Consider the following 24,294-nt stretch of genomic DNA (forward strand, 5'->3'; position numbering starts at 1 on the left):
CACCCCGTCCCCCCCCACCGCCCCGCGTCCCCGGCCGGGCGGGCGCCCGACCCCGCGAGCCGAGGCTGACCGCTCAGACGACCGGGGCGCCCTCACCCTGCTGGTGCGCGCCGCGCTCGACGTGCTCCCGGTAGGTCGCGGCCTCCCGCTCGGACACCGTCAGCCCGTCCGCGGCCTGGCGGGCCTGCGGGTCGTCCGGGCCGGCGTCCGCTCCCAGAACGGCTTCGTCCCGCTCCCGGCCGGCCTCGGCCGCCTCGACGTCATCCCGGGTACGAAAGTCCTCCGGAACCCGCGCGTCGTCATGTTCGAGCTTCGACATCGACTCGCTCCTCATCCTTGGGGGCCGGCCGTTTGGGGGAGGACGGCCGGCTCGGGTGTCGCGAGCAGGCATGCCCGCCGACCGTCGCGGATAACACGCGTCGCGAAGTCGTCACAGGTCAGGTCGATCCGAGCGCCGATCGCTACCGAAGCCCCACGTGTGGTGCGGTCGACCGATAGCCTGGGAGACCCGCAGCTTTCGCCGCGTTGTCCTGTCGTTACTCAGAACGAGGTCGCCCGTGCCCACCGGCAAAGTGAAGTGGTTCGACGTCGACAAGGGCTTCGGCTTTCTCAGCCGGGACGACGGTGGCGACGTTTTCGTCCACAAGGCGGCTCTTCCCGCCGGGACAGACCGGCTCAAGCCGGGTGATCGGGTGGAGTTCGGCGTGGCCGCCGGTCGGCGCGGTGACCAGGCGCTGTCGGTGCGGCTGCTGGCCGTGCCGCCGTCGGTCGCCAAGGCCGCCGCCCAGGCCCAGCGGCACAGCCCCGACGAACTGCACAGCATGGTCGAGGACATGATCAAGGTTCTCGACGACGTGCAACGTGACCTGCGCCGCGGGCGCTATCCCGACCGGCGCATCGCGCAACGGGTCGCCAAGGTCGTCCATGCCGTCGCCAATGAGCTGGAGGCGTAGCCTCAGAGCTCGGGCGGCACCACGAAGCTCACCCGCCGGCCACAGCCCCGGCACACCGCCACCCGCGTGTCCGGCTCCTCATCGGAGGGCACGAGGTGCCCGAGCGGAACCGGCCCATCGCACCAGGGGCAAAGCAGCCATGGCCCATGCACCTCACGCCGACCACTCCCCGCTGCCGACCCCCCCGAGCCCCCGCTGTCCGAGCCAGCGCCGCCCGAGCTCTCGTTCGCGTCGGCGCTCATCGGCGACCGTGCGGCTGGCTCCACGTCCGGCCGCGGCCTCGCTCATGGGTGTGCATCCCTCCACATTGCCCCACGGCCACGCGGAAACATCCCACGATCGCAACACACTGTCGTACAGCCGACCCGAACAGCCGACGGTCGGCCGGTGTGTGCCGATGAGCGCGCGCCGTGCGGCAGACTGCGAACGTAGAGCGCGCAGTGCGCCGGTCCGTGCGGCGAAGGTCGCGACGAGGCCGGGGACGCGGGTCGAATCGGGAGTTGAGAGGCATTCGGGTGACTAGCAGTGGGCGGCGGTCGTGACCTCCCCCGTACGGTGCTGACCATGGTGGACGACGCCGCGGGCCACGGCCGGCGCCGCAATGATCCCGGCGACCCGCTCAATCCGCACGAACCACGCGTGATCGGCCCCTACACGCTGATCAGCCGGCTTGGCGTGGGCGGGATGGGCACGGTGTACCTGGCCCGTACCACGGCCGGGCGGCGCGTCGCCGTCAAGGTCATCCGACCGGATCTGGCCGCCGACGAGGAGTTCCGCCGTCGTTTCCGGGCCGAGGTCGAGGCCGCCCGCCGGGTCGCGCCGTTCTGCACCGCCGAGGTCCTTGACGCCGACCCCTACGCCCCCGCTCCCTACCTGGTCACCGAGTACATCGACGGTGTCCGCCTCGACGAACAGGTCGACCGCAGCCCGCTGACCTCGTCCACCCTGACCGGCCTCGCCGTCGGCGTCGCCACGGCGCTGACCGCCATCCACAGTGCCGGCCTGGTCCACCGCGACCTCAAACCGAGCAACGTGATGCTGTCGCTGTCCGGCCCGCGGGTCATCGACTTCGGCATCGCCCAGGCGCTTGAGGGTGCCAAGGCCAAGCCGACCGCCTGGGGTTTCGGATCGGCCGGCTGGATGGCACCCGAACAGGTCCACGGCCATCCGATCGGTCCCGAGGCGGATGTGTTCGCCTGGGGCATCCTGATCGCCTACGCCGGGACGGGACGCCACCCCTTCGGCGAGGGCTCCGACATCGACCTCGGCATGCGCATCGTCGGCGCCCCTCCCGACCTGCGCGGCCTGCCCGAGCCGCTGGTCAGCCTGGTCTCCGCGGCCCTGGCCAAGCATCCGGACGACCGTCCCAGCGCTCGTGAGCTGCTGCTGCGCCTCGTCGCCGGCCCGCCGACCCATCGCGACGCCCTCGGGCCCGCCTTCGGCCAGGTCGAGGAGCTGCTCAACCGCACCGGCGAGGTGCCCCGCCCCGCCCCGACCCGGGTCGGCCCGGCCACCTCGGCTCCCGCCCCCCCGCCGCCCCGCGGCCGCACACCCGCACCCGACACACTGCCGCGCCCGGCCCTGCCCGCACGCGAATCCCCCCTGCCCCGCGAGGCACCGATGTCGCGTGAGGCACCGATGTCGGCCCGGGCGGGGATGCCGCCACCGCGGGTGGGAATGCCGACGCGTGACCCCGGCCGACCCCGCGAACCCGGGCCCCCGCCCCGCGGTGCCGGCGGCGGAGCACCGCGAGGAGCCGGACCGCCTGTTCGCGGCCCGATGCCCTCGCCCGCCCCGCCGCCGCGGATGGCCCACTCGGCACCGCTGGGAGCACCCCCCGCACCCGGCACCGGACCGGTGCCACTGCCCGGCGCGGCTCCCGGAACCGGTGGGCCCGGTGGACCGAGCCAGCCCTACGGCCCCTATCCGCCCGCACCGAGTCGCCGCGGACCCGACCGCCGCCAGCTCGCCCTGATCGCCGGGGTGATCGTCGCCGCCGTGATCGCGGTCATCGTGGTCGTGTCGCTGCCCAAGAACGACGGCTCGGGCGGTACCGGACCAGCCACGGTCACCACGTCATCGGCCGGCGCGACGCCGTCACCACGCGCCCCCGGAATCGGAGATACGGTCACCGACCAGGGTCTCGCCTTCACCGTCACCGACCTGGACTGCTCCCAGAGTCAGCTCGGCGAGGGCCTTCTCGCGCTACGCGCCAACGGACGCTTCTGCCTGGCCAAGGTGACCGTCAGCAACAACGGCGGCACCGAGGCGTCCCTGGACAACGCCGCCCAGCTGCTCCTGGACAGCCGGGGCGACAAGCACGAGTCGAGCCTGCTCGCCCGCCTCAAACTGGGCGAGGATCTCTGGGAGACCATCGAACCCGGCGAGACCAAGCGCGGCACCATGATCTTCGACGTGGCCAAGGATGCCCAGCCGCGTGTCCTCGAGCTGCATGCCAGCCCGCAGAGCCCCGGCGCACGCCTCACCATCCGCTGACACCGGCCCGACCGCGCGCTCCGCTTTGGACCGCACCGGCGCACTGTGCGGGGTCACCCGGCCACACAGCGATTTTCTGCTGGGATCTCCTCTCGACCTCCCGCACCTGTCACCCACCGCGCACGGCAGCCGGCTAACGTGACTGTCTGCTCAAGCAGACGCAAGGCGGATGGGCGGTGTGGTCGTCCACTGACCACACATCGCCAAGACAAGGAGACAGGTGCGAGGCAGCGGTGTCGGCGTCGGCCCGAAGGGTCGACGCGGCCAGGTAGTACCGGACGGCCACGCCCGTCAGCCAGTCCACCGACGACCAGCTGACCGCCCCGGGTCCGTCGGCCGCGTCGGCCGACTGGGCATCCTGAGCATCGTCGCTGTCTGCGTGGGTCTGACAGCGTCCTGCTCGGGTAGCACCGCCGACCGGGTTGGCTCGGCGCTTGGCCTGTCCAGCACGTCCCCGGCCGCCGCGGCCGCCGGTGGATCCGGGACGGCCCTCTCCCTGCTGGGCGCCCTGCCCGTCCGCGCCGAGGACAATTCGCCGAAGTACCGCCGGGACGCGTTCGGTACCCCCTGGTCGGACGTCGACCACAACGGCTGCGACACCCGCAACGACATCCTTCGCCGCGACATGCGCAGCACGACCCTGCGCAAGGCGGACAACTGCACGGTGCTCACCGGCGAGCTCACCGACCCGTACACGACCCGGATCATCCGGTTCAACCGCGCCCGCAGTGCGTCCGCCGTCCAGATCGACCATGTCGTCGCGCTCGCCGACGCATGGCGCACCGGCGCTCTGGAGTGGACCGACGCCCAGCGCCTGCAGTTCGCCAACGATCCCCAGAACCTGCTGGCCGTGGACGGTCCGACCAACATCCGCAAGAGCGACCAGGACGCGGCCGAATGGCTGCCGCCCAGCCCCGGCGAACAGTGCCCCTACGTTGCCCGCCAGGTCGGACTGAAGTCGCGCTACCACCTGTGGGTCACCTCGGCCGAGGCGTCCGCCATGCGAACCGTCCTCCAGAAATGCTCCACCCAGTCCCCCCTGGGCCTAACCCCCACCCCCTGACCCCCAGCAAGATCGCCCCCACCTGATCATCGCCGCTTTCCGCGACCGCTTCGCCGACCCCCGCGGCGCGAGAACCCGCCCCACGCCAGTCACACCCCGCACATCTTCGACCACCAAAAGCCACAAATCGTGCCCCTGAAACCACCCGGCGCACACCTGACGCCACCATCGCCGCCAGGCGCAACGCCACCCCCCGAAGCGTGGTCACTCAGCCCCGGCCCACCGCGCCCAGCGACCACACTTCGCCCTGGACCGCGCCGCCCCCGCAGCCGCCCCGCTCCACAAAAAATCGGCGACGACAAGACACAGCCGCCGCCAGGAGAAGTACCGCCGCGAAGCGCCACGAACCACAAGCAGACCCGAGGCGCAAACACCCCGCCCACCCGAAGCCGAAGGCGAGCCCCCACCCCCATGGGCCCGTGGGGGTCTCGGGGGGCTCGGCCCCCCGGCCAACATGACGAAAGCCCCCACCGGCGCAGCATGCGCCAACAGGGGCTTGCGTGGGCGAGGGGGGAGTTGAACCCCCACGTCCGTTAGGACACACGGACCTGAACCGTGCGCGTCTGCCATTCCGCCACTCGCCCGAGTGGAACTATCTCTTGTGCAGGTGACACGCTATCACGCCGGAGATGTCCTCTGCGCCGGGGGGTCGCGCCAGCCGGGCACGTGTCAGGCTGCGCAGCCGTGGGGCGCGGGCGCCCGGGGGCATACGATCTCACAGACCGGGAGAAGGGAGGTCGAGCATGGGCGTGCTACAACGCTTCGAACGGCGCCTGGGCGGCCTCGTCGAAGGTGCGTTCGCCAAGGTGTTCAAGGGCGGTGTCGAGCCGGTCGAGATCGCGAGCGCCCTGGCTCGGGAGACCGACGACCGCCGCGCGGTGAGCTCGAACCGGGTGCTGGTGCCGAACGAGTTCGCCGTGGAGCTGGCCAGTGGCGACTTCGCCCGACTCTCCCCGTATGACCGTGCGCTGTGCGACGAGCTGGCCGAGATGGTGCGTGAGCATGCCGCCGAGCAGCGGTACACGTTCGTCGGGCCGGTGTCGGTGCGGCTGTCGGAGGCCTCCGATCTCGATGTCGGCGTGTTCCGCATCCGGAGCAGTGTGGCGGCGGCCGATCCGGGGGTGGTCGCCGGTCGCCGGTCGCGGCCGAGCGCTCCGGGCACACCCCATCTGCTGATCACAACGAAGGCGCCGGGTGGTTCCGGGGAGCGGGAGTACCCGCTGGACGCGGAGACCACGGTGATCGGCCGCAGCGTCGAGTGTGACATCCGGTTGAACGACACCGGGGTGTCGCGGCGCCACGGTGAGATCCGCCGGCTGCCGGACGGGCAGTTCCTGTACGTCGATGCCGGGTCGACGAACGGCAGTCTCGTGAACGGGCGGGCAGCCCGGCAGGTGAAGCTCGTCAACGGTGATCGTATCGAACTCGGTACCGCCACGATCGTGTTTCGCCGGCAGGACGGCCGGTCCGGGGCGGGGCGGGCCGCTGGTCGCGCCACTCCGCACCCCGATCGTGTCTCCGCCGAGCGGGCACCTGTGGACCGGGCACCCCTGGACCGAGCGCCCGGTGACCGATCGTCGTCCGAGCGGGGCGTGCTGCTGCCGAACCGGGCCGGGGCGACACCACCGCCGGGGCGGGTGGGCACCCGGCCGGGTTCGACGCCGGTGCCGGGGCGCCCGGCGCAGCGTCCCACCCCGCCGCCGGAGCGGCGACCCACCCCCGTCCCGGACGATCCCTACCAGGCCGGCTCCTCGCCACGCGGCGACCGGGGTGGCCGGGTGGATCCGGGCGACCGGATGGATCCGTACGCGCGCGATCGGCGCGAGGGCGGCCCGGCCTATCCGGACGATTCCTACAGCCCGGAGCGCCCCGGTCGGGCGGGAACCGGTGCGGACTACCGCGACCAGGAGTTCCGCGACCCGGGCCGGCGCGGTTATGATCAGCCGGACGATCCACGCGCACGGGAGCGTGGTCGCGGTCCGGGGTCGGCGCGCGAGGAGCGGGGCGGCTACGCCCGCGACCCGCGCGATCGCCGCGACGATGTCGGGGGCTCGCAGGATCATCGCGACCCGCGGCGTGCCCCTTCCCGGCGTCCCGGTGATCCGCCGGCCAGCGATCGGGAGCCCCTCGACCTGGAGCCGTTGGACGACGTGTACGACGCACAGACAGTCCTGCCCGGGCAGCTGGACGCCCCGCAGCGGGATCCCGGCGGACGTGGCCGCTCCCGGTCGGATCGGGGCTGGTAGTCGCCGATGGACCCGACCGAGCCCAGTGAGCTGGTGCTGCTGATCATCAAGATCGGCTTTCTTGCCCTGTTGTGGGGATTTGTCCTGGTGGCGGTGCGGGCCGTCCGGCTGGACATGTTCGGCCCGACGAAACGTCAGCAACGCCGCGAACCGCCACCGATCGCGCGCCCAGCAGCGCCTCGCAACCCCCCGCAACCAGCGCACAAGCCGCGCACACCAAGCAAACTGGTCGTGACAAAGGGTCCCTTGGCAGGCACAACGATTCCACTAGGATCGGTACCTGTCACCATCGGACGGGCACAGGACTCGACTCTGGTCCTCGAGGATGACTTCGCGTCAGGCCGGCATGCGAGACTCGTGCACCACGACGGGCAGTGGTTCGTCGAGGACCTGGGCTCGACCAATGGCACATTCCTCAACCGTACGAAGGTGACCAGTCCCATGCCGGTACCTCTCGGCGCGCCGGTCAGGATCGGGAAGACGGTCCTGGAGCTCCACCGGTGAGCCTCAGGCTGCACTTCGCCGTCCGCTCCGATGTCGGGCACGTACGGGAAGGAAACGAAGACTCCGCGTTCGCCGGGCAGCGTCTGCTGGCCGTCGCCGACGGGATGGGTGGCCATGCCGCCGGTGAGGTCGCGAGCTCCACCGTGATCTCACGGCTGGCCGATCTCGACGACGGCGTGCACAGCGACGATCTCGTCACCGAACTGAACGAGGCCGTCCGCGACGCGAACCGCCAGCTCCGGGAGATGTCGCTGGAGAACAGCGCGCTCGACGGGATGGGCACGACGGTGACAGCCGTGCTGTCCGCCGGGAACATGCTCGGCGTTCTGCACGTCGGTGACTCCCGCGCCTACCTGTTGCGCGACGGCATCCTCAGCCAGGTCACCCACGATCACACCCTGGTGCAGGATCTCGTCGACCAGGGCCGGATCACGCCGGAGCAGGCCAACACCCATCCGCAGCGCTCACTGCTGATGCGGGCGCTCGACGGCCGGGAGGTCGAACCCGACCTGTCGGTGCGTCAGGCCATCCCCGGCGACCGGTACCTGCTGTGCACCGACGGGCTGTCCGGTGTGGTCAGCGAGGAGACGATCCGCGAGACGCTGCTGCTGCCGTCCCCGCAGGATGCCGTCGACCAGCTGGTCAACCTGGCGCTCAAGGGCGGCGGGCCCGACAACATCACCGTCGTGGTCGCCGACATCGCCGAGGACCACGGTGGGGCGCTGTCCCATCCGCTGGTGGCCGGTGCGGCGGCGGAGAAGCGGGTCGTGCCGGGCGCCCAGTTGGCCCGCAGCGGCCCCGACCCGCGCAACGGCGACGCCGAGTCCGCGGCGGCGAAGGCGGCCAGGATCGGCCGGCCTGGGTTCCACCGCCGGGACCGGCAGCAGTCCACCGGCAGCCGTTCCGACGGGGACGGCGACGACGCGGACGGGGAGGCGGAACCGGAACGCGAGGGTCGCCGCTCCGGCCGTCGGGTGCTGTTCGTCTCCACCGTGGTGTTCGTGATCGTGGTGGCCGGCGCGACCGCCGGCTGGAGCTATGTGCGCAGCCAGTACTACGTCGGCGTCGACGACGACAAGGTCGCGCTGTTCCAGGGGGTGAAGGGCGGCTTCGCCGGCATCCACTTCTCCTCGGTGCTCTCCCACGGCCAGCCGCTGGCCGAGATCAGCGCCGCCGACCGCGGTGACCTGCGGGACGGCATCCCCGCGAACAGTCGCTCCGACGCCGAACAGATCATCGCCCGGCTGAGCAGCTCGCCGGAGGCGGCCTCGGCCGCCTCCGCGACGGTGGCACCCTCGGTCAGCCCGAGCCCGTCGACGAGTACGAAGGTGCCGGCGGTGTTGCCGACGGCGCCGCCCGAAGCCTGTCGGGCCGCCCCCGTCCCCGCCGGATGTCCGACCCCTGCGACCACCGCGACTCCGTGAGCCCCATGCTCATGTCCCCAGGCCAGCGATGACCCGCCCGCCGCTCCCGCTTCCCCCGCTGCGTCGGCCACGGTCGGCGGACCTGACCGCCACCTTCGCCGGTCTGCCGTTGCCGCGGGACATCAACCTGCCGCCGTACCGCCGCCGTGAACTGACCCTGCTGATCTACGCCGGGGTGCTGGCGACGTCGGCGCTGGCGGCACTCACCCTCGCCGACGTCGGTCAGCTCTCCCTCGGGGTGCTGACCATCGGCCTGGGCTTCTTCTGCCTGTGGGCGATGGCCCACATCGCCGTCCGTCGTTTCGCGCCCGCCGCGGACCCGGTGCTGCTGCCCGTCGTCGTCGCCCTCAACGGCCTCGGGCTGGTGATGATCTACCGGCTGGACCTGGCCCGCAGCGAGGCGGCCAAACAGGCCGGTCGGCACATCCCACCGAGCGCGGCGCAGGTGCAGCTGGTCTGGACGCTGCTCGCGATGATCGTGTTCGTGCTCGTGCTCGCCCTGGTGCGTGATCACCGCAAGCTCGCCAGGTACGCCTACACCGCGGGCCTGGCCGGCATCGTCGGCCTGATGCTGCCGATCGTGCCCGGCATCGGCACCAGCATCAACGGTGCCCGCCTGTGGCTGCGGGTCGGGCCGTTCTCGTTCCAGCCCAGCGAGGTCTCGAAGATCCTCATCCTGATCTTCTTCGCCGCGTACCTGGTGAACAAGCGGGACGTGCTCACCTACGGCTCGCCCACCGTGCTCGGCCTGAAGATCCCCCACGCCCGCACGCTGGGCCCGCTGCTGGTGGCGTGGCTGGCCAGCCTCGGCATCCTGGTCGTGCAGAACGACCTCGGCTCGTCCCTGCTGTTCTTCGGGATGTTCCTGGTGGTGCTCTATGTCGCCACCGAGCGGGTGTCCTGGATTCTGAGCGGCCTCGGCCTGTTCGTCGCCGGGGCGGTCCTGGCGTACCCGCTGTTCGGCCACGTCCAGATCCGGGTGGACGGCTGGCTGCACGCCTTCGACGGTGACAACCCGTCGAGCACGTCCTACCAGCTCGTGCAGGGGCTGTACGGGTTCGCCGCCGGTGGGATCAGCGGCACCGGCCTCGGCCAGGGCCATCCGCAGAAGGTGCCGTTCGCCAACACCGACTTCATCATGGCGAGCCTGGGCGAGGAGCTCGGGCTCACCGGGGTGATGGCCATCCTGACCATGTACGCGCTGCTGGTGCTGCGTGGGATGCGCGCGGCCCTCGGGGCGAAGGACGCGTTCGGCAAGCTGCTCGCGACCGGCCTGTCGTTCACCCTCGGCCTCCAGGTGTTCGTGCAGGTCGGCGGGGTGATGCGGCTGATCCCGCTGACGGGGCTCACCCTGCCGTTCGTCTCCTACGGTGGCTCGTCCATCGTGGCCAACGCGGCGATCATCGCTCTGCTGCTGCGGGTCAGTGACAGCGCGCGGCGCGCCCCGGAGCCGCCGTCCGAGGCGCCCTTGTTCGATCCCGGTGCCGTGTCCGAGAGCCCCACCCAGGTGGTGAGGACGACATGAACCGCCCAGCTCGCCGGGTCGCTGTCGTCTGCATGGTGCTGTTCGCCGCCCTGCTGGTGAACGCGAACTGGTTGCAGGTCGGCCAGGTGCACAGCCTCAAGACCGAACCGACGAACGGACGGCAGATCACCGAGCGCCTCGAGCGGGAGCGCGGTTCGATCCTGGCCGGCGACGTGGAGATCGCCCGGTCGGTGGCCTCCAACGACCAGTACAAGTACCAGCGGCAGTATCCGGCCGGCTCGCTCTACGCGGACGTCACCGGCTACTACACCCTGTTCACCGCCGCCGGCCTCGAACGCTCCCAGGACGTGTTCCTCTCCGGGGACGACGACCGGCTGCTCGCCAGCCGGGTGACCGGGCTGTTCACCAACCAGCAGCGCCGGGGCGGGACGGTGCTGACGTCCCTGGTGCCGGCGGTGCAGCAGGCCGCCGCGCAGGCCCTGGGCGACCGCCGGGGCGCCGTGGTCGCACTCGACCCGAAGACCGGCGCGGTGCTGGCGATGGTCACCAGCCCCACCTACGATCCGAGCCCGCTGGCCAGCCACACCGAGAAGACCGCCACCGACGCCTACGGCGTGCTCGCCGCCGACAAGGCACAGCCGCTGCTCAACCGGGCGACCCAGCAGACCTATCCGCCGGGGTCGACCTTCAAGCTCATCACCGCCGCCGCCGCCCTCGCCGCGGGCCGCCACCCGGACGACCGGATCGCCGCCCCGAACGAGCTGAAGCTGCCGCTGAGCACCGTCACGCTGCCGAACTTCGACGGTGAGACCTGCGGCGACGGCCAGACCGACACACTCATCCACGCCTTGACGATCTCCTGCAACACCGCGTTCGGTCAGCTCGGGATCGACCTCGGCGATGACGCTCTGCGCAGCCAGGCGGAGGCGTTCGGCTTCAACACCACATTCCCCGACCTCCCCGTGTCGCAGGCACGTAGCGTCTTCCCCAGCGACCTGGACGGGGCGCAGACCGCACAGTCGGCGATCGGCCAGTACAACGTGCGGGTCACGCCCCTACAGATGGCGGAGGTGGTCGCGGCGATCGCCAACGGCGGCACCGAGATGAAGCCCTATCTGGTATCCGAACTGCGCGGCCCGGACAAGCGGACGATCAGCCGGACCAGCCCCAAGGAACTCGGCAAGCCGATCAGCGGCGACGTCGCGGCGGAACTCACGACGATGATGGAGAGCGTGGTGACCGCCGGAACCGGCCGTAAGGCGCAGATCGACGGGGTCACCGTCGCAGGGAAGACCGGTACCGCCGAGCACGGCACCGACGTGGCGCCGCACGCCTGGTTCGTGGGTTTCGCACCGGCGGACAACCCCAGGGTCGCCGTCGCCGTCATTGTGGAGGACGGCGGGGGTGAGATCGGCACCGGCGGTGCCATCGCCGCCCCCGTCGCGAAACAGGTCATGCAGGCCGCATTGGACAGACCATGAACAACTCGCCCGGCAACTCCTCCTCTCCCTCGCAGCCCTTCGCCGGTGCCGCGTCGCCGAACACCGTGCTGGACAACCGCTACCGCCTCGACGGTCGGATCGCCGCTGGCGGCATGGGCGAGGTGTGGCGCGGGCTCGACCAGACCCTCGGCCGGCCCGTCGCCGTCAAGCTGCTGCGTCCGGAGTACGCCAGTGACGAGTCGTTCCTGGTCCGCTTCCGCGGCGAGGCGCGGCACGCCGCCCGGCTCTCCCACCCCGGGGTCGCCTCGGTCTACGACTACGGCGAGGTCGCCACCGCGGACGACTACCCCACCGCCTACCTGGTGATGGAGCTGGTCGAGGGCGAGCCGCTGTCCGCGATGCTGCACCGGGAGAAGCGCCTGTCGGCCGAACGGATGCTCGACATCCTCGGTCAGGCCGCCGACGCGTTGCAGGCCGCGCATGCCCTCGGGGTCGTCCACCGTGACGTCAAACCCGGCAACCTGCTGCTGCGCCCGGACGGCGTCGTGAAGGTCACCGACTTCGGTATCGCCCGCGCCGTCGACGCCGCCCCGCTGACCGCGACCGGCATCATGATGGGCACCGCCTACTACGTCTCGCCCGAGCAGGCCTCCGGCCGGCCGGTGACACCGGCCAGTGACGTCTACTCCCTCGGCGTCGTGGCCTACGAGTGCCTGGCCGGCCGTCGTCCCTTCGACGACCGCAACCCCATCGTCGTCGTCATGGCCCACCAGCAGGACACCCCCGCCCCGCTGCCCACCGACATCCCCTACCAGGTCCGGGCGCTGGTCGATTCGGCGATGGCCAAGGACCCGAGCCGGCGGCCCAGCTCCGCCGGGGCGTTCGCGCGCTCGGCGGCGGGTATCCGACGCAACCTGTGGCCACCCGAGAACGGCCGCTGGCCCAGCGGGCCCAGCTCCCCGGATCTGACCGCCCGCCATCCCAGCGGCCCGGGGCTGCCCCCGCCGACCGCGGGGCGGGCGCACCGCCAGACCTCCCGCAGCCGCCCGCCGTCCTGGCTTCCGCAGGAGCCGGACGCCGCGGCCGGCCGCGGCGGCAGCGGGCCCGGTCGGGGCGGTTCGGGTCCGGAGCGCACCCAGGTCTCGCCGGACCGCACCCAGCTGCAACCCGACGGTGACCTGCCCGCGACCGCGATGCACAGCCCGCCGATGCACGGCCCCGACACCGGTTACAACCCCGGTTCGGGCTACGGCGGACCGAACTCCGGCTACGGCCAGGACCCCGGGTACGGGCCGGATGCCCGCGGCAGGTACGGCGACGGGTCGCGCTCCGGTGGCGAGCCGTCCGGCTATGGTTCGTCGACCGGCTACGGCGGTCCGGGCGGCGGCTACCCCGGCACCGGCGGCCCCGGGTACGGCGACGGTGGCGGCTATGGTGACACCCACGACCCCGGCACCATCTACAAGCAGGGCCCACCCGGGTGGTCCAACCCGGCGCACGGGCGCGGCGGGGAGTCCGACTGGTCGGGCGGACGGGCCGAGCGGCGGCGCGGCGCGAGCGCCGGGGCCGGCGCCGGGCGGTGGGCGCTGCCCCTGCCACTCCTGATCATTCTGCTCGTCCTGACGGTCGCGATCACCGCGTTCGTCTCCAACCGGCTGTTCACCGGCAACGGTTCCGAGTCGAACTCGGCGGCAACCCCGGCGGGCGCGGTGTCCGCGCCACCGGTCGTGGCTGATCTCGTCGGTGAGGCAGGGGAGTCTTCGTGACCGACGCAACCCACACGTACCCGCCTGGCGCGGCCCCGCAGCTCATCGGCGGTCGTTACGAACTCGGCGGTGGCATCGGCTACGGCGGGATGGCGGAGGTCTACCGCGGCCGGGACACCCGGCTCGGCCGCGAGGTCGCCATCAAGACGCTGCGCTCGGACCTGGCCCGGGACCCGACCTTCCTCGCCCGGTTCCAGCGCGAGGCGCAGTCGTCCGCGGCGCTGAACCATCCGGCGATCGTCTCGGTGTACGACACCGGCGAGGACGTCATCAACGGGACCCACATCCCGTACATCGTCATGGAGTTCATCGAGGGCCGGACGCTGCGCGACGCCCTCCAGGCCGAGGGCCGGTTCACCGAACGCCGGGCCATGGAGATCACCTCCGACGTCTGCGCCGCGCTGGACTACAGCCACCGGATGGGCATCATCCACCGGGACATCAAACCCGCGAACGTGATGCTCAGCCCGGACGGCGCGGTCAAGGTGATGGACTTCGGCATCGCCCGCGCCACCACCGCCACGTCGTCCACGATGACCGCGACCGCGGCCGTCATCGGCACCGCGCAGTACCTCTCCCCCGAACAGGCCCGCGGCGCGCGGGTCGACGCCCGCAGCGACGTCTACACCACCGGGGTGCTGCTCTACGAGCTGCTCACCGGGGCGCCGCCGTTTCGCGGCGACAACCCGGTCGCCGTCGCCTACCAGCACGTCCGCGAGGATCCCGACCCGCCGTCGGCGCACGACCGCGACATCTCCCCCGAGGCCGACGCGATCGTCCTCAAGGCGATGGAGAAGGACGCCGACGACCGCTACCTCACCGCGGGTGAGATGCGCGACGATCTGGAACGGGCCCTGGCCGGACGTCAGGTGCAGGCGATGATGGGAGTTGGTGGCGCCAGCGGAGCCGCCACCACCCTGGGGCCCGCGGCCAGCGGCACCGCCGTGCTGGGCCGTGGCGACCGCGCCGGCTACCCCACCCGCGACCGTTACGCCGACGACCGTTACGGCGACGACGCGACCTCCTTCGCCCCCGCCGCCGGCGCGTACCCGGACGCGCCGTACGACGACGGCCGCTTCGGCACCGGCCCGTTCGACCGGTACGACCTCACCGGCGCCCTGGACCGGCGCGCCGTGCCCGGCAGCCCACAGAAGTCACAGGCGTGGAAGTACATCCTCGCCGGCCTCGGCGTCGTCGTCGTGTTCGTCGCGGTGGTACTGCTCGCCTCCACCTTCCTCGGCGGTGGCGGCGGTGGCGGCGGGTCGGGTGAGAGGATCGCCGTTCCGAAGGGGCTGCTCGGCCTGAACGAGCAGAGCGCGCGAGCCCGGTTGCAGAGCGCCGGCTTCCGCGGCACGGTGACCATCTCCTCGGTGGACGCGCCGGACAGCGCCGGCCAGGTCACCAAGGTCGACCCGGCCGAGGGCACCCAGGTCGAGTCCAACGGGACGATCACCCTGTTCATCGGCAAGGCCGCGGGTGACGTCACCATCCCCGCCGACCTGGTCGGCAAGAGCCAGAGCGATGCCGTGGCACAGCTGCGCGCGCTCGGCCTGAATCCGACGGTCATGCCCTTCTACAACCAGACCTCGCAGAAGGTCGGCGCGGTCGACAGCACCGACCCGGCGGCCGGCGGCCCGGTCAAGCCCGGTTCGACCGTCACCGTCTACGTGGTCAGTTCCAGCGTCAACGTGCCGGACGTGCGCAACAGCACCTACGACAACGCCTCCGCCGAACTCGGCCGGTGGGGTCTGAAGGCCACCCAGCAGACGGTCGGCAACAACACCGTGGCGCCCGGCACCGTCGTGGCCCAGACGCCGTCCGGCGGCGCGGTACCCCGCGGGTCGACCATTACCCTGTCGGTAGCCGCCCAGCTCGAGACCACCGCACCGCCGAGCCCCACCGCGACCCAGCCGACCGACCAGCTGCCGACCGTGAACCCCGGTGGCGGCCAGACCCAGACCCCCGGTACCGGTGGTCAGACCCCCTCGCCGAGCGCGACAGCCGCGCCTGGCGGCGGTGCGGGTGCCGCTGGTGCCGTCGCTCAGCCCGGCGCTACCGGTGCCGGTGCCGGTGCCGGCGGTGGCGGTGGCAGGGCGGCCGGGGGCGGTGCCCGCAACTGAGTCCCGTGTCCTGCCCTGCCCGCCCTGGGCAGGGCAGGAGGGGACGCCAAGCACGACCCTGAGCCTGGACGGAGGCCGCCCGATGCGGATCCTGGTCGTCGACAACTACGACTCGTTCGTGTTCAACCTGGTCCAGTACCTCGGCCAGTTGGAGACAGACTGCGTGGTGCTGCGCAACGACGAGGTCGACCCGACGGACCTCGCCGGTCTCGGGTTCGACGGGGTGCTGCTGTCGCCCGGTCCGGGCACACCCGAGGCTGCCGGGGTGAGCATCCCCATGGTGCGCCAGTGCGCCGAGCAGGCCGTGCCGCTGCTCGGGGTGTGCCTCGGGCACCAGGCGATCGGTGTCGCGTTCGGCGCCACCGTGGACCGCGCCCCCGAGTTGCTGCACGGCAAGACCTCGCTGGTCCATCACGACCAGGCCGGGGTCCTCGCCGACCTGCCGACCCCGTTCGTCGCGACCCGCTACCACTCCCTGGCCGTCGACGAGCGGACGCTGCCGCCGCAGATCGAGGTCACCGCCCGAACCGAGAGCGGCGTGGTCATGGCCCTGCGGCACGTCAGCCTGCCGTTGGAGGGCGTGCAGTTCCACCCCGAGTCGGTGCTGACCCAGGGCGGCCATCTGATGCTCGCCCGCTGGTTGGAGCGCTGCGGCGACGGCGGCGCCGCCCGCCGGCTGGCTCCCGGCCTGTCCGACGAGGTCGAGACCCTGCGCGCCGCCGCCTTCAGCTAGAGCGCCGGTCAGGGCTGGGCCGCGGGCAGGGTGACATCCGTGCTCTGGCTGACCCGGTAGCCCAGGCGGTAGGCGTCCACGTACTGGCGGTAGACGATGATCTGCGGGTTGTCGCGCAGACTGGTCCGCATCGCGGCGGTGTCACCGATGGCGGTGATCCGAAACGGGGGCGAGAACACCTCGCCGTCAAGCAGCAGTGTGTTGCCGACACAGCGCACCGCGGTCCGCGCGGTCACCCGGACACCCATGATCGACATGGCCTCGGCGCCACCATGCCACAGCGCGTTCACGACGGCCTGCACATCCTGTTGGTGCACGACCAGATCGTCCGGCCCGGGAGAGCGCACCCCCCGCGGATAGGGCCCTCGGCGGCTCTCCGCGGGCGCGTCATCAAGCTCGACGCTCACCGCCGGCCCGCGCACCGCCGCCAGACCGACCGCCCGGGCAAGGTCCAGGCGGGACCGGGTGGTTCCGGGCACCTCGGACGCCGAGGGCGCCGCCGTCGGCGTCGGCTTCGGCGGGACAGCCCGCGCGGACGCCGTCGCGGTGGCGGGGGCTGTGGCGGCCTCGGTGGCTGCTCGGCGCGCCTCGTCGGCGATGACCTGCGCCGCCGCGCCAGGGCCAAGGCGAGCGTCGGCGAAGGCGTTCGCGTCGGCGGAGCGGCCGGGCTGCCTCGCCACACCCCCCAGCAGAACCCCCAGGGACAGCACGGACGCGATGACCACGACTCGCCGAACGCGCCCGGCCGATGCTGTCGCCATTCGGCGCGCCCGGATCCCCGCCGCGGTGACCATGCGCTACCGAACTCCTCCCACGCTCGTCGGGACGCGGGTGGATTCCAACGATCACGCCGTTTTCCGATGCCGTCGCGGAAACGTCCTCGCGCCGCACGCTACGCGGGCAGGGGCATCGTGGATGCCCGGTTGGCACCACGCGCCGATCCAGTTCGGCAGGCTATCGGCGCCGACACAGATCCGCTGTCTACGCTGTTGCCCAACGTGGGATCGCCACTGCCCGCACGGGACGACGCGAAGGGCGATCGCGCGTCGTCCATGCCTGGCCAGTCGAGGAGTATCGCCGTGCCCGAGTCACGACGCCGCAAGCCGAAGAAGCAGCCACCGACCACCAGCGGAAACCAGACCCGGCGCAAGCCGCCGTCGCCACCGTGGTTCGGCGGACTGATCCTCGCTCTGTTCCTGCTTGGCATCGTCTACCTGCTCATCTACTACTTCTCCAACGGCGGTGTGCTGGGCATGGAGAGCCTGGGCGGCTGGAACATTCTCATCGGCTTCGGTTTCGTCGTCATCGGGCTGGCCGTGTCAACCCAGTGGCGCTGACGCCGCCACGCCGGTAGCCGGGACCCCGCCGCCTCAGAGGGCTGTCACGCGGGCGGACGGGGTCGCTACCGGCCGACTCGGGGGCGTCCAGGGAAGAGCTGACGACTTGCACGGCTGTCATCTATCCACAACCGTTGTCCACAAGTGTGGATATCACCCTTGAGGGTGAGATCAATGGATAGTGAAGACATGAACACTAATCGTGATCTCATCGCGGGCGTCTCGCCCTACGAGGAGATCATCGGCTTCTCCCGCGCCGTGCGCGTAGGCGACCGGATCCTCGTCAGCGGTACCGGGCCCGTCTGGCCGGATGGCAGCGTGCCAGCAGATGCCGCGGCCCAGGCCCGACGGTGCTTTCAGCTGGTCGAGGCGGCCCTGGCCCAGGCCGGCGCGGGCCTCGCGGACGTGGTGCGCACCCGGATGTATCTCACCTCCGGTGCACATGCCGATGCTGTGGGCAAGGTGCACCGGGACCTGTTCGCGGGCACCCGCCCGGCCGCCACGATGGTGATCGTCAGCGGACTTCTTGACGAACGTTGGGTTGTGGAAGTCGAAGCCGAGGCGATCCGTGGAGACTGCGAAACGTAGTTCCAGGGTAGTGCGGCGGGATCAGCGGGCCAGGACGGCGGCCCGCAGGCGGGAGACCGTGTCCTCGGCGTGCTCGTCACCGACGAGCAGGCGGCGGAACTCCGCCCCCGCACGCACCTCGACGACCACGGCGGGGCGGCCACGGTAGACGGCGGCGAAGTCCCTGCCGTCCCGGGAGCGCCAGGTACCGAGCGCGATCACCCGCGGCAGACCCGTCCCGGGCAGACGCCACCCACGCAGTTCACCGAACGGCTCCGCCGACGTCCGCACGTCGAGCACCTCATCGAGCGCGACGGAGACGTCACCGCGCAGCGCACCGAGCCGCTCCAGGCCACACATTACGACCTCGACCCGCTTGTCCCTTACTTCCAGGCTGGCCATCCGTTCACGTTAGCCGTCCAGCCCCTCACCCTGAGGCGAAAGGCGACGACGCCCACTGTGCGAACGGGGCAGGGGACCGCGAACGGGGTCAGGTCGACGGCGGGCGGGTCAGGTGGACGGGGACGGGCGGGCGTAGGCCTCGGCGTCCTCGGCGCGGATCACGTACATCACCGCGTTGATGAGCGCGAGGTGGGTGAACGCCTGGGGGAAGTTGCCGAGGTGCCGGCCGCTGTGCGGATCGATCTCCTCGGCGTAGAGGTCCAGCGGACTCGCGAGGCTCAGCAGCCGCTCGCACAGCTGGCGGGCACGCGCCAGCTCGCCGATCTCCACCAGCGCGGAGACCAGCCAGAACGAGCAGATCAGGAAGGCTCCCTCCTCGCCGGCCACCCCGTCGTCGGTCTCCTCGGTGCGGTAGCGCAGCACCAGACCGTCCTCGGAGAGCTCCTCGGCGATGGCGAGCACGGTGGCCTTCACCCGATCGTCCGCGGCGGGCAGGAAGCCGAGCAGCGGCATCAGCAGCAGGGACGCGTCCAGCGCCGTCGAGCCGTAGAACTGGGTGAACACGCCGCGATGGTCGACGCCCTGCGCACAGACATCGGCGTGGATCTCCTCGGCGATCGCCTTCCAGCGGGTCGCGGTCGAGAGGTCACCGCGCATCTGGGCGAGGCGGCGGCCGCGGTCGAGGGCGACCCAGCACATCATCTTCGAGGCCGTGAAGTGCTGTAGCGCGCCGCGGACCTCCCACATCCCGCAGTCCGGTTCACGCCAGTGCGCGGCGGCGGCCTCGACCAGCCGTACCAGCACCGGCCACAGCCGCTCCGAGAGGTAGTCCCGGGACCGGGTGTGCAGATACACCGAGTCCAGCACGACCCCCCACACGTCATGCTGACGTTGCAGGGCGGCGGCGTTCCCGACCCGTACCGGGGAGGCGCCCTCGTAGCCGGACAGATGGCCGAGGATCTCCTCGTCGATGCGCGGCTCACCGCCGACCCGGTACATCACCTGGATCTCGTCGTCATGTTCGGCGACGTCGGCGATGAACGAGAAGAAGTCGTTGGCCTCGTAGTCCAGACCCAGGGTGTAGAGCCCCCACAGGGCGAAGGCCGAGTCTCGCAGCCAGCTGAACCGGTAGTCCCAGTTGCGTTCGCCGTGCGGGGTCTCCGGCAGGGACGTGGTGGACGCCGCGAGCAGCGCGCCGGTCGGCGCGTAGGTCAACCCCTTGAGCGCCAGCGCGCTGCGCTGCAGATGCCGCCGCCACGGATGGTCCGGGAACATCCCGTGGGAGAGCCACTGGCGCCAGAACTGCGTGGTGCGCTCCACCGCCTCGCAGGCCTGCGCGTAGGTACCCGGCAGCAGCGGATCCTCGGCCCGCCAGGTCAGCGCGACGAAGGCCGTGTCCCCCTCCCGCAGGGTCGTGCGGGCCAGCGCCCGGCGGCCGTCGAAGCCGAGTCGCAGATCGGTACGCAGTCGCAGGTTGACGCCGGTACCGGCGTGCCCGATGGCCCCGGACGAATAGTCCTCGGCCTCGTACTCCCACGACTCGGCGTGCCGGCCGTAGTCGAAGTTCGGTTCGCAGACCAGGCTCAGATCGACCGATCCGTGCTCGCAGCGGGCCAGCCGCAGCAGCACATGGTCGGCGTCCCAGTCGCTGGGGGTGCGCCGATGGGTATTGGATCGCCGATGGGTACGGTGCCAGGGCCCGACGACCAGGCAGTCGGTGACGATCAGCCAGCCGTTCGGGGTCTGCCAGGTCGTCTCGAGGATGTTCGTCCCCGGCAGGTAGCGTCGCCCGGCCGGGATCTGGGTCCGGTCCGGCCCGAACCGGAACCCGCCGGCCGAACGGTCCAGCACCGCGCCGAACACACTCGGCGCGTCCGGGCGCGGCACGCACATCCACTCGACGTTCCCGCTCGGCGCCACCAGGCAGGACGTCTCGCAGTCCGACAGAAACCCGTACTCGGCGATCGGCGGGAACGGGCTACCCCCACTACGCCGCACCGGAGCCTGTGCCACCTGAACCTCCTGCCACCCACGGCATCCATCCCACCTCGCCACCCAGGATGAACACATAGCGTCATTGCGAGATTGCGAATAGTAGCCGATCGGGTGGGCGGCGCAAGGACCGCGTCACAGTGGCGGCCCCGGGTGTGGTTGCGTGGGGTCGTGACCCCACCCGACCCATCCGACCGGCCCGATCGTGTGGGCTCGGTGTCCTGGTCGCCGCCGCTGTGGCGGGTGGCGCTCTACGCCCTGGGCTGCACGCTGGCGGCGTTGGTCGCCGCGATCGGCTCGCTCGCCACCCGACTCGAGCAGCTCGACGGCGCCGGACGGCTGTTGCTGGGCGTGCTCGCCGCCGGCCTTGGCACCCTGGCCGTGCGGGACCTCCTGGCCCGGCCGACCCTGCTGGTCGACGCCGGCGGTCTCACCCTCGTGGACGGCCTACGCCGCCGCCAGCTGCCCTGGGCCGCCGTGCTGTCGGTACGAGCCGGCACCGTCACCCACAACCGGCGGGCGGTGCACCTGCGCACCCTGGAGATCGAGACGATCGACGGGCCGATCCTGCTCACCCGCCGCCAGCTCGGCACCGACCCGGCCCCCATCGCCGAGTGCGTCGAGCAGATCCGCCGCAGGTCCCCCTGACTCCCCCACCGCCACCGCCCCACCCCGCCCGACCCCGCCCAGGGCGGCATCGCACGAGCACCCTCAGGCGCCCGAGCCGCCGGTCCGAGGTCGGGTTCAGGTGAGCGCGGCGGACCTGGCCAACGCCGCCAGGAGCAGAACCGCGAGGATGCCCAGCACACCACCGGCCTGTAGCCGGGCGTGGCGGGGCGGCACGTAGGCGTACAGAAGGCCGACCAGGATGCCGACGGCCAGGCCGCCCAGATGGCCCCACTTGTCGATGCCGCTGAGGGTGAACGTGATCAGAAGGTTGATCCCGATGACCACGAGGATCTGGGTCGAGTCGATCCGCAGTCGCCGGGCGATCACGTAGTAGGCGGCGAAGAACGCGAAGATCGCGGTGGACGCACCGACCGAGAAGGTGCCCCGGCCACCGAGCAGATAGCTCAGCGTGTTGCCGCCGACCGCGCCGACCACGAACAGCGCCAGGTAGCGGACCCGGCCGAGCAGCGCCTCCAGCTGGAAGCCCAGCAGGAACAGCGCGTACATGTTGAACAGGATGTGCAGCACACTCGCGTGCAGGAACGCCGCGGTCAGCAGCCGGTAGTACTGGTCGTCGACCGCGATCTGGTAGCCGTTCATCGCGAAGCGCTCGGTGAACTCGTTGTACCGGTCGCTGCTGCTCAGACCGGGCGCGCCCTGAAGGAAATAGGCGACAACGCAGGCCACGATGAGGCTCTGGGTGACCAGGGCCTGCCGGGCCTGGCCCGCCCGCCCGCCGAGCACGGTGCGTGGGTCCCGCTGCGCGGGTCGCCCGGCGCCTCCGTTGTGGCCTCCGGACGACGAATCGCCCCGGCCCTCCTCGGGACAGTGGAACCCGACGGCGGCGGGGCGCATGCAGTCCGGGCAGATCGGCCGGCCGCAACGCTGGCAGCTGACGTACGTCTCCCGGTCGGTGTGCCGGTAGCAGTGCGGTGCCACCACCGGCTCGGACGTCCCACCCGAACCCGGACCGCCCCAGCCAGGACCGCCCGGGCCCGGACCGCCCCAGCCCGGACCGCCCGGGCCTGGGCCGCCCCAGCCCGGACCGCCCGGGCCTGGGCCGCCCCAGCCCGGACCGCCTGGGCTGTCCGGGCCGCCTGGCTGGGGGGGCGGGGTCCAGCCCTGCTGGCCGGGCGGCGGGCCTACATCCGGCCGCCAGCCGGGGAGTGGCGATCCCCCGGGGCCACCTGGGCCTGGGGGTGACGCGCCGGAGCCTGGTGCGAACGGGTCCCGACCCGGCTCACTGGCCGACTCCGGCGGTGCGCCCATCGTTGCAACCCCTGTGTGAGCCCGGACCGCCAGCCCGTCAGGCCTGTCGGCGATCGATGACGATCTCGGTGATGGAGATGTCCTTCTTCGGCCGGTCCTGCGCGCCGGTGGGCGCCTTGGCGATCGCGTCCACGATCTCGGTGCCGCGGACGACCTCGCCGAAGATGGTGTGCTTGCCGGTGAGCCACGCCGTCGGCGCCACCGTGACGAAGAACTGCGAGCCGTTCGTCCCCGGACCCGAGTTCGCCATGGCGAGCAGGTAGGGCCGGGTGAAGGCGAGGTCGGGGTGGAACTCGTCGGCGAACTTGTAGCCCGGGCCGCCCCGACCGGAGCCCAGCGGGTCGCCGCCCTGGATCATGAAGTCCGGGATGACCCGGTGGAAGATCGTGCCGTTGTAGAGCGAGGTGCCCGCCTTGCGCTCGCCGGTCGACGGGTCGGTCCACTCCTGCTCGCCGGTGGCAAGGCCGACGAAGTTACGAACGGTCTTGGGAGCGTGGTCGGGGAACAGGCGGATCTCGATGTCCCCCGCGGTCGTGCGCAGCGTCGCGTACAGCTCCTCGGCCATGAGGCTCTCTTCTCTTCAGGTCGGGTCTGTTCAGTTCGGGCCTGCTCGGGCCGGGTTCGGTGTCCGGTCGGTGCGGTGTCCGCTCAGACGGCACCCTGGCCGGTCCCGATCGTATGCGCCCGGCGCGTCCACGTTGCGCGAGTCCACGCTCAGTAGCCATTCAGACGCACCTGGGTAGGCCCACATCCGGGCACGTCTGACTCCACCGGACGCCCGTGGACGCACCCCCGGCAGGCCGGTCAGGACGGCGTGACACGCCTGGCAGGCAACTGCGCGTTGGAGAGGGCGGGTAGCGGGGTACGGCACACTGCACAGAGATCTTGACCCACCCCCCACGGCCCACTGTGCACGGCAGACAGGGAAGGACGCCATGAGTACGACGCTGAAGGACCGTATCTCGCACGTCACCGACACCGCGCCGGTCAGCGGGATCTCGGACGCCGCACGCCACGCCGCCGACGCCGCGGGGAGCGCCGCACACCGGGCGGCGAGCATCGCCGGTGACACGGCGGGCACCGCGGCCTCCGCCACCCGGGACGCCGGGGCCAGCGTCGCCCACCTCGTCTCCGACGCCTCCGGGTCCGCCGTCCGCGGCGGTGCCGCGGCGCAGCGGGCGGCCGGGCGCACCGCGGGCAAGGCGGCCGGCAAAGCCGTCAAGGCCTCCGGCCGGGCCGGTCGCAAGGTCGAGAAGGCCCGCTCGCGGGCGGAACTCACCGCTGAGCGCGCCCGCGCCACCACGGAGATCCGCGCCGAGCGGCAGCGTTCCCACCGGGCCGTCGCGGCCGAGACCAAGGCTCGCCTCGAAGCCGACAAGGCCCAGCAGATCCTCGAGAAGCGCCTGGCGAAGGCCGAGACGAAGCTCGCCCGGGTGAGCCGCCACCGCCGCCGCGGCACACTGGCCATCCTCCTGCTCGGCGCTGGTGCCGCTGGCACCGTCGCCGCGCGCCGCTACCTGGCGCAGCGCGGCAGCGACGCGCTCGGCACCGAGCCCGAGCCCATCCCCACCCCGCTGTCCACCCCCGGCACATCCACCACGGGCGCCGCCCCCACCGGAACGTCCACCACGGGCACGTCCGGCACCGGGACGTCCGCCACCGGCACCAGCCCGCTGGCCGCCGGCAGCTTCGACGATCGCCTGCGCGCCTCGTCCAACAGCCTCGAGGAAATGCCCGGCGTGGACACCACGCGCAGCGAGATCAGCCGTCCCGGCCCCCGCTGACCCACATCTTCGGCTGTCTGCTCACCCGCCGGGAACCGCTG

The 24,294-nt window shown here is 71.8% G+C and carries 22 protein-coding genes and 1 tRNA gene; 15 read left to right on the forward strand and 8 right to left on the reverse strand.

Going from position 1 to position 24,294, the window contains the following annotated elements; genetic code table 11:
• Positions 1-73: 73 nt before the first annotated feature.
• A complete protein-coding gene (locus tag MXD59_RS03845; RefSeq protein WP_248823464.1) occupies positions 74-319 on the reverse strand; it encodes a hypothetical protein in 246 nt (81 codons plus the stop codon).
• Positions 320-557: 238 nt separating this feature from the next.
• Here MXD59_RS03845 and MXD59_RS03850 point away from each other — a divergent pair, with 238 nt between their 5' ends.
• Positions 558-953: a cold-shock protein gene (locus tag MXD59_RS03850; RefSeq protein WP_163549802.1), complete on the forward strand. Its 396-nt coding sequence runs from the start codon at positions 558-560 to the stop codon at positions 951-953.
• Positions 954-1,106: 153 nt separating this feature from the next.
• Here the strand turns inward: MXD59_RS03850 and MXD59_RS26260 are convergent, their stop codons facing one another.
• A complete protein-coding gene (locus MXD59_RS26260; protein ID WP_283096334.1) occupies positions 1,107-1,241 on the reverse strand; it encodes a hypothetical protein in 135 nt (44 codons plus the stop codon).
• A 276-nt stretch (positions 1,242-1,517) separates the two neighbouring features.
• Between MXD59_RS26260 and MXD59_RS03855 the strand changes: the two genes are divergently transcribed.
• Entirely contained in the window at positions 1,518-3,449 is a 1,932-nt protein-coding gene (locus tag MXD59_RS03855; RefSeq protein WP_248823465.1) for a serine/threonine-protein kinase, read from the forward strand.
• 379 nt (positions 3,450-3,828) lie between these two features.
• Positions 3,829-4,512 carry an HNH endonuclease family protein gene (locus MXD59_RS03860; RefSeq protein WP_372511900.1) on the forward strand — a complete coding sequence of 228 codons (684 nt, stop codon included), beginning with the start codon at positions 3,829-3,831 and terminating at the stop codon, positions 4,510-4,512.
• A 501-nt stretch (positions 4,513-5,013) separates the two neighbouring features.
• On the opposite strand, the gene MXD59_RS03865 is transcribed toward MXD59_RS03860, so the two are convergent.
• Positions 5,014-5,096, reverse strand: a tRNA-Leu gene (locus MXD59_RS03865).
• Between the two features lie 159 nt (positions 5,097-5,255).
• Between MXD59_RS03865 and MXD59_RS03870 the strand changes: the two genes are divergently transcribed.
• The 8 genes from MXD59_RS03870 (at position 5,256) to MXD59_RS03905 (ending at position 16,233) form a co-directional block, all read left to right on the forward strand.
• A complete protein-coding gene (locus tag MXD59_RS03870; RefSeq protein ID WP_248823466.1) occupies positions 5,256-6,758 on the forward strand; it encodes an FhaA domain-containing protein in 1,503 nt (500 codons plus the stop codon).
• 6 nt (positions 6,759-6,764) lie between these two features.
• Entirely contained in the window at positions 6,765-7,262 is a 498-nt protein-coding gene (locus MXD59_RS03875; protein WP_248811205.1) for an FHA domain-containing protein FhaB/FipA, read from the forward strand.
• Complete coding sequence (locus tag MXD59_RS03880; RefSeq protein WP_248823467.1) at positions 7,259-8,686, forward strand: PP2C family protein-serine/threonine phosphatase; 1,428 nt, start codon at positions 7,259-7,261, stop codon at positions 8,684-8,686. The genes MXD59_RS03875 and MXD59_RS03880 overlap by 4 nt, the downstream gene beginning before the upstream one ends.
• A 28-nt stretch (positions 8,687-8,714) precedes the next feature.
• Complete coding sequence (locus MXD59_RS03885; protein ID WP_248823468.1) at positions 8,715-10,211, forward strand: FtsW/RodA/SpoVE family cell cycle protein; 1,497 nt, start codon at positions 8,715-8,717, stop codon at positions 10,209-10,211.
• Complete coding sequence (locus tag MXD59_RS03890) at positions 10,208-11,653, forward strand: peptidoglycan D,D-transpeptidase FtsI family protein (RefSeq protein WP_248823469.1); 1,446 nt, start codon at positions 10,208-10,210, stop codon at positions 11,651-11,653. Before MXD59_RS03885 ends, MXD59_RS03890 begins: the two co-directional genes overlap by 4 nt.
• Positions 11,650-13,380 (forward strand): serine/threonine-protein kinase, encoded by a 1,731-nt coding sequence (locus MXD59_RS03895; protein ID WP_248823470.1) that lies wholly within the window; start codon positions 11,650-11,652, stop codon positions 13,378-13,380. Before MXD59_RS03890 ends, MXD59_RS03895 begins: the two co-directional genes overlap by 4 nt.
• Positions 13,377-15,500: a Stk1 family PASTA domain-containing Ser/Thr kinase gene (gene pknB, locus MXD59_RS03900; protein WP_248823471.1), complete on the forward strand. Its 2,124-nt coding sequence runs from the start codon at positions 13,377-13,379 to the stop codon at positions 15,498-15,500. The genes MXD59_RS03895 and pknB overlap by 4 nt, the downstream gene beginning before the upstream one ends.
• A gap of 82 nt (positions 15,501-15,582) precedes the next feature.
• Positions 15,583-16,233, forward strand: a complete 651-nt coding sequence (locus MXD59_RS03905; RefSeq protein WP_248823472.1) for an aminodeoxychorismate/anthranilate synthase component II — start codon at positions 15,583-15,585, stop codon at positions 16,231-16,233.
• Positions 16,234-16,241: 8 nt separating this feature from the next.
• Here the strand turns inward: MXD59_RS03905 and MXD59_RS03910 are convergent, their stop codons facing one another.
• Complete coding sequence (locus tag MXD59_RS03910) at positions 16,242-16,958, reverse strand: DUF881 domain-containing protein (RefSeq protein ID WP_248823473.1); 717 nt, start codon at positions 16,956-16,958, stop codon at positions 16,242-16,244.
• A 354-nt stretch (positions 16,959-17,312) separates the two neighbouring features.
• On the opposite strand from MXD59_RS03910, the gene MXD59_RS03915 reads away from it, so the two are divergent.
• Together MXD59_RS03915 and MXD59_RS03920 are read left to right on the forward strand one after the other, a co-directional pair.
• Positions 17,313-17,570 carry a cell division protein CrgA gene (locus tag MXD59_RS03915; protein WP_163548436.1) on the forward strand — a complete coding sequence of 86 codons (258 nt, stop codon included), beginning with the start codon at positions 17,313-17,315 and terminating at the stop codon, positions 17,568-17,570.
• Between the two features lie 189 nt (positions 17,571-17,759).
• Positions 17,760-18,158 carry a RidA family protein gene (locus tag MXD59_RS03920; protein WP_248823474.1) on the forward strand — a complete coding sequence of 133 codons (399 nt, stop codon included), beginning with the start codon at positions 17,760-17,762 and terminating at the stop codon, positions 18,156-18,158.
• Between the two features lie 21 nt (positions 18,159-18,179).
• On the opposite strand, the gene MXD59_RS03925 is transcribed toward MXD59_RS03920, so the two are convergent.
• Together MXD59_RS03925 and MXD59_RS03930 are read right to left on the reverse strand one after the other, a co-directional pair.
• Positions 18,180-18,539 carry a hypothetical protein gene (locus tag MXD59_RS03925; protein WP_248823475.1) on the reverse strand — a complete coding sequence of 120 codons (360 nt, stop codon included), beginning with the start codon at positions 18,537-18,539 and terminating at the stop codon, positions 18,180-18,182.
• Positions 18,540-18,647: 108 nt separating this feature from the next.
• Complete coding sequence (locus MXD59_RS03930) at positions 18,648-20,552, reverse strand: glycoside hydrolase family 15 protein (RefSeq protein WP_248823476.1); 1,905 nt, start codon at positions 20,550-20,552, stop codon at positions 18,648-18,650.
• Between the two features lie 195 nt (positions 20,553-20,747).
• On the opposite strand from MXD59_RS03930, the gene MXD59_RS03935 reads away from it, so the two are divergent.
• The gene (locus tag MXD59_RS03935; RefSeq protein WP_248823477.1) at positions 20,748-21,179 is read left to right on the forward strand and encodes a PH domain-containing protein; all 432 of its coding nucleotides are present in this window, start codon (positions 20,748-20,750) and stop codon (positions 21,177-21,179) included.
• A gap of 96 nt (positions 21,180-21,275) precedes the next feature.
• Here the strand turns inward: MXD59_RS03935 and MXD59_RS03940 are convergent, their stop codons facing one another.
• Both MXD59_RS03940 and MXD59_RS03950 read right to left on the reverse strand, forming a co-directional pair.
• Positions 21,276-22,142, reverse strand: coding sequence for a rhomboid family intramembrane serine protease (locus tag MXD59_RS03940; protein ID WP_248823478.1), 867 nt, complete (start codon positions 22,140-22,142; stop codon positions 21,276-21,278).
• Positions 22,143-22,506: 364 nt separating this feature from the next.
• Entirely contained in the window at positions 22,507-23,034 is a 528-nt protein-coding gene (locus tag MXD59_RS03950; protein ID WP_163548441.1) for a peptidylprolyl isomerase, read from the reverse strand.
• A 370-nt stretch (positions 23,035-23,404) separates the two neighbouring features.
• Between MXD59_RS03950 and MXD59_RS03955 the strand changes: the two genes are divergently transcribed.
• Positions 23,405-24,253, forward strand: coding sequence for a hypothetical protein (locus MXD59_RS03955; RefSeq protein WP_248823479.1), 849 nt, complete (start codon positions 23,405-23,407; stop codon positions 24,251-24,253).
• The last annotated feature ends 41 nt before the right edge of the window (positions 24,254-24,294 follow it).

The sequence above is a fragment of the Frankia umida genome (assembly GCF_023242945.1).
Lineage (GTDB): Bacteria > Actinomycetota > Actinomycetes > Frankiales > Frankiaceae > Frankia > Frankia umida.

Bases quoted from the DNA above. Each gene is read 5' to 3' on its own strand.
- MXD59_RS03870 (WP_248823466.1), top strand. From the start codon at position 5,256: ATGGGCGTGCTACAACGCTTCGAACGGCGCCTGGGCGGCCTCGTCGAA.
- MXD59_RS26260 (WP_283096334.1), bottom strand. From the start codon at position 1,241: ATGAGCGAGGCCGCGGCCGGACGTGGAGCCAGCCGCACGGTCGCCGAT.
- MXD59_RS03885 (WP_248823468.1), top strand. From the start codon at position 8,715: ATGACCCGCCCGCCGCTCCCGCTTCCCCCGCTGCGTCGGCCACGGTCG.
- MXD59_RS03890 (WP_248823469.1), top strand. From the start codon at position 10,208: ATGAACCGCCCAGCTCGCCGGGTCGCTGTCGTCTGCATGGTGCTGTTC.
- MXD59_RS03950 (WP_163548441.1), bottom strand. From the start codon at position 23,034: ATGGCCGAGGAGCTGTACGCGACGCTGCGCACGACCGCGGGGGACATC.
- MXD59_RS03845 (WP_248823464.1), bottom strand. From the start codon at position 319: ATGTCGAAGCTCGAACATGACGACGCGCGGGTTCCGGAGGACTTTCGT.
- MXD59_RS03875 (WP_248811205.1), top strand. From the start codon at position 6,765: ATGGACCCGACCGAGCCCAGTGAGCTGGTGCTGCTGATCATCAAGATC.
- MXD59_RS03855 (WP_248823465.1), top strand. From the start codon at position 1,518: ATGGTGGACGACGCCGCGGGCCACGGCCGGCGCCGCAATGATCCCGGC.
- MXD59_RS03920 (WP_248823474.1), top strand. From the start codon at position 17,760: ATGAACACTAATCGTGATCTCATCGCGGGCGTCTCGCCCTACGAGGAG.
- MXD59_RS03895 (WP_248823470.1), top strand. From the start codon at position 11,650: ATGAACAACTCGCCCGGCAACTCCTCCTCTCCCTCGCAGCCCTTCGCC.
- MXD59_RS03905 (WP_248823472.1), top strand. From the start codon at position 15,583: ATGCGGATCCTGGTCGTCGACAACTACGACTCGTTCGTGTTCAACCTG.
- MXD59_RS03925 (WP_248823475.1), bottom strand. From the start codon at position 18,539: ATGGCCAGCCTGGAAGTAAGGGACAAGCGGGTCGAGGTCGTAATGTGT.
- MXD59_RS03955 (WP_248823479.1), top strand. From the start codon at position 23,405: ATGAGTACGACGCTGAAGGACCGTATCTCGCACGTCACCGACACCGCG.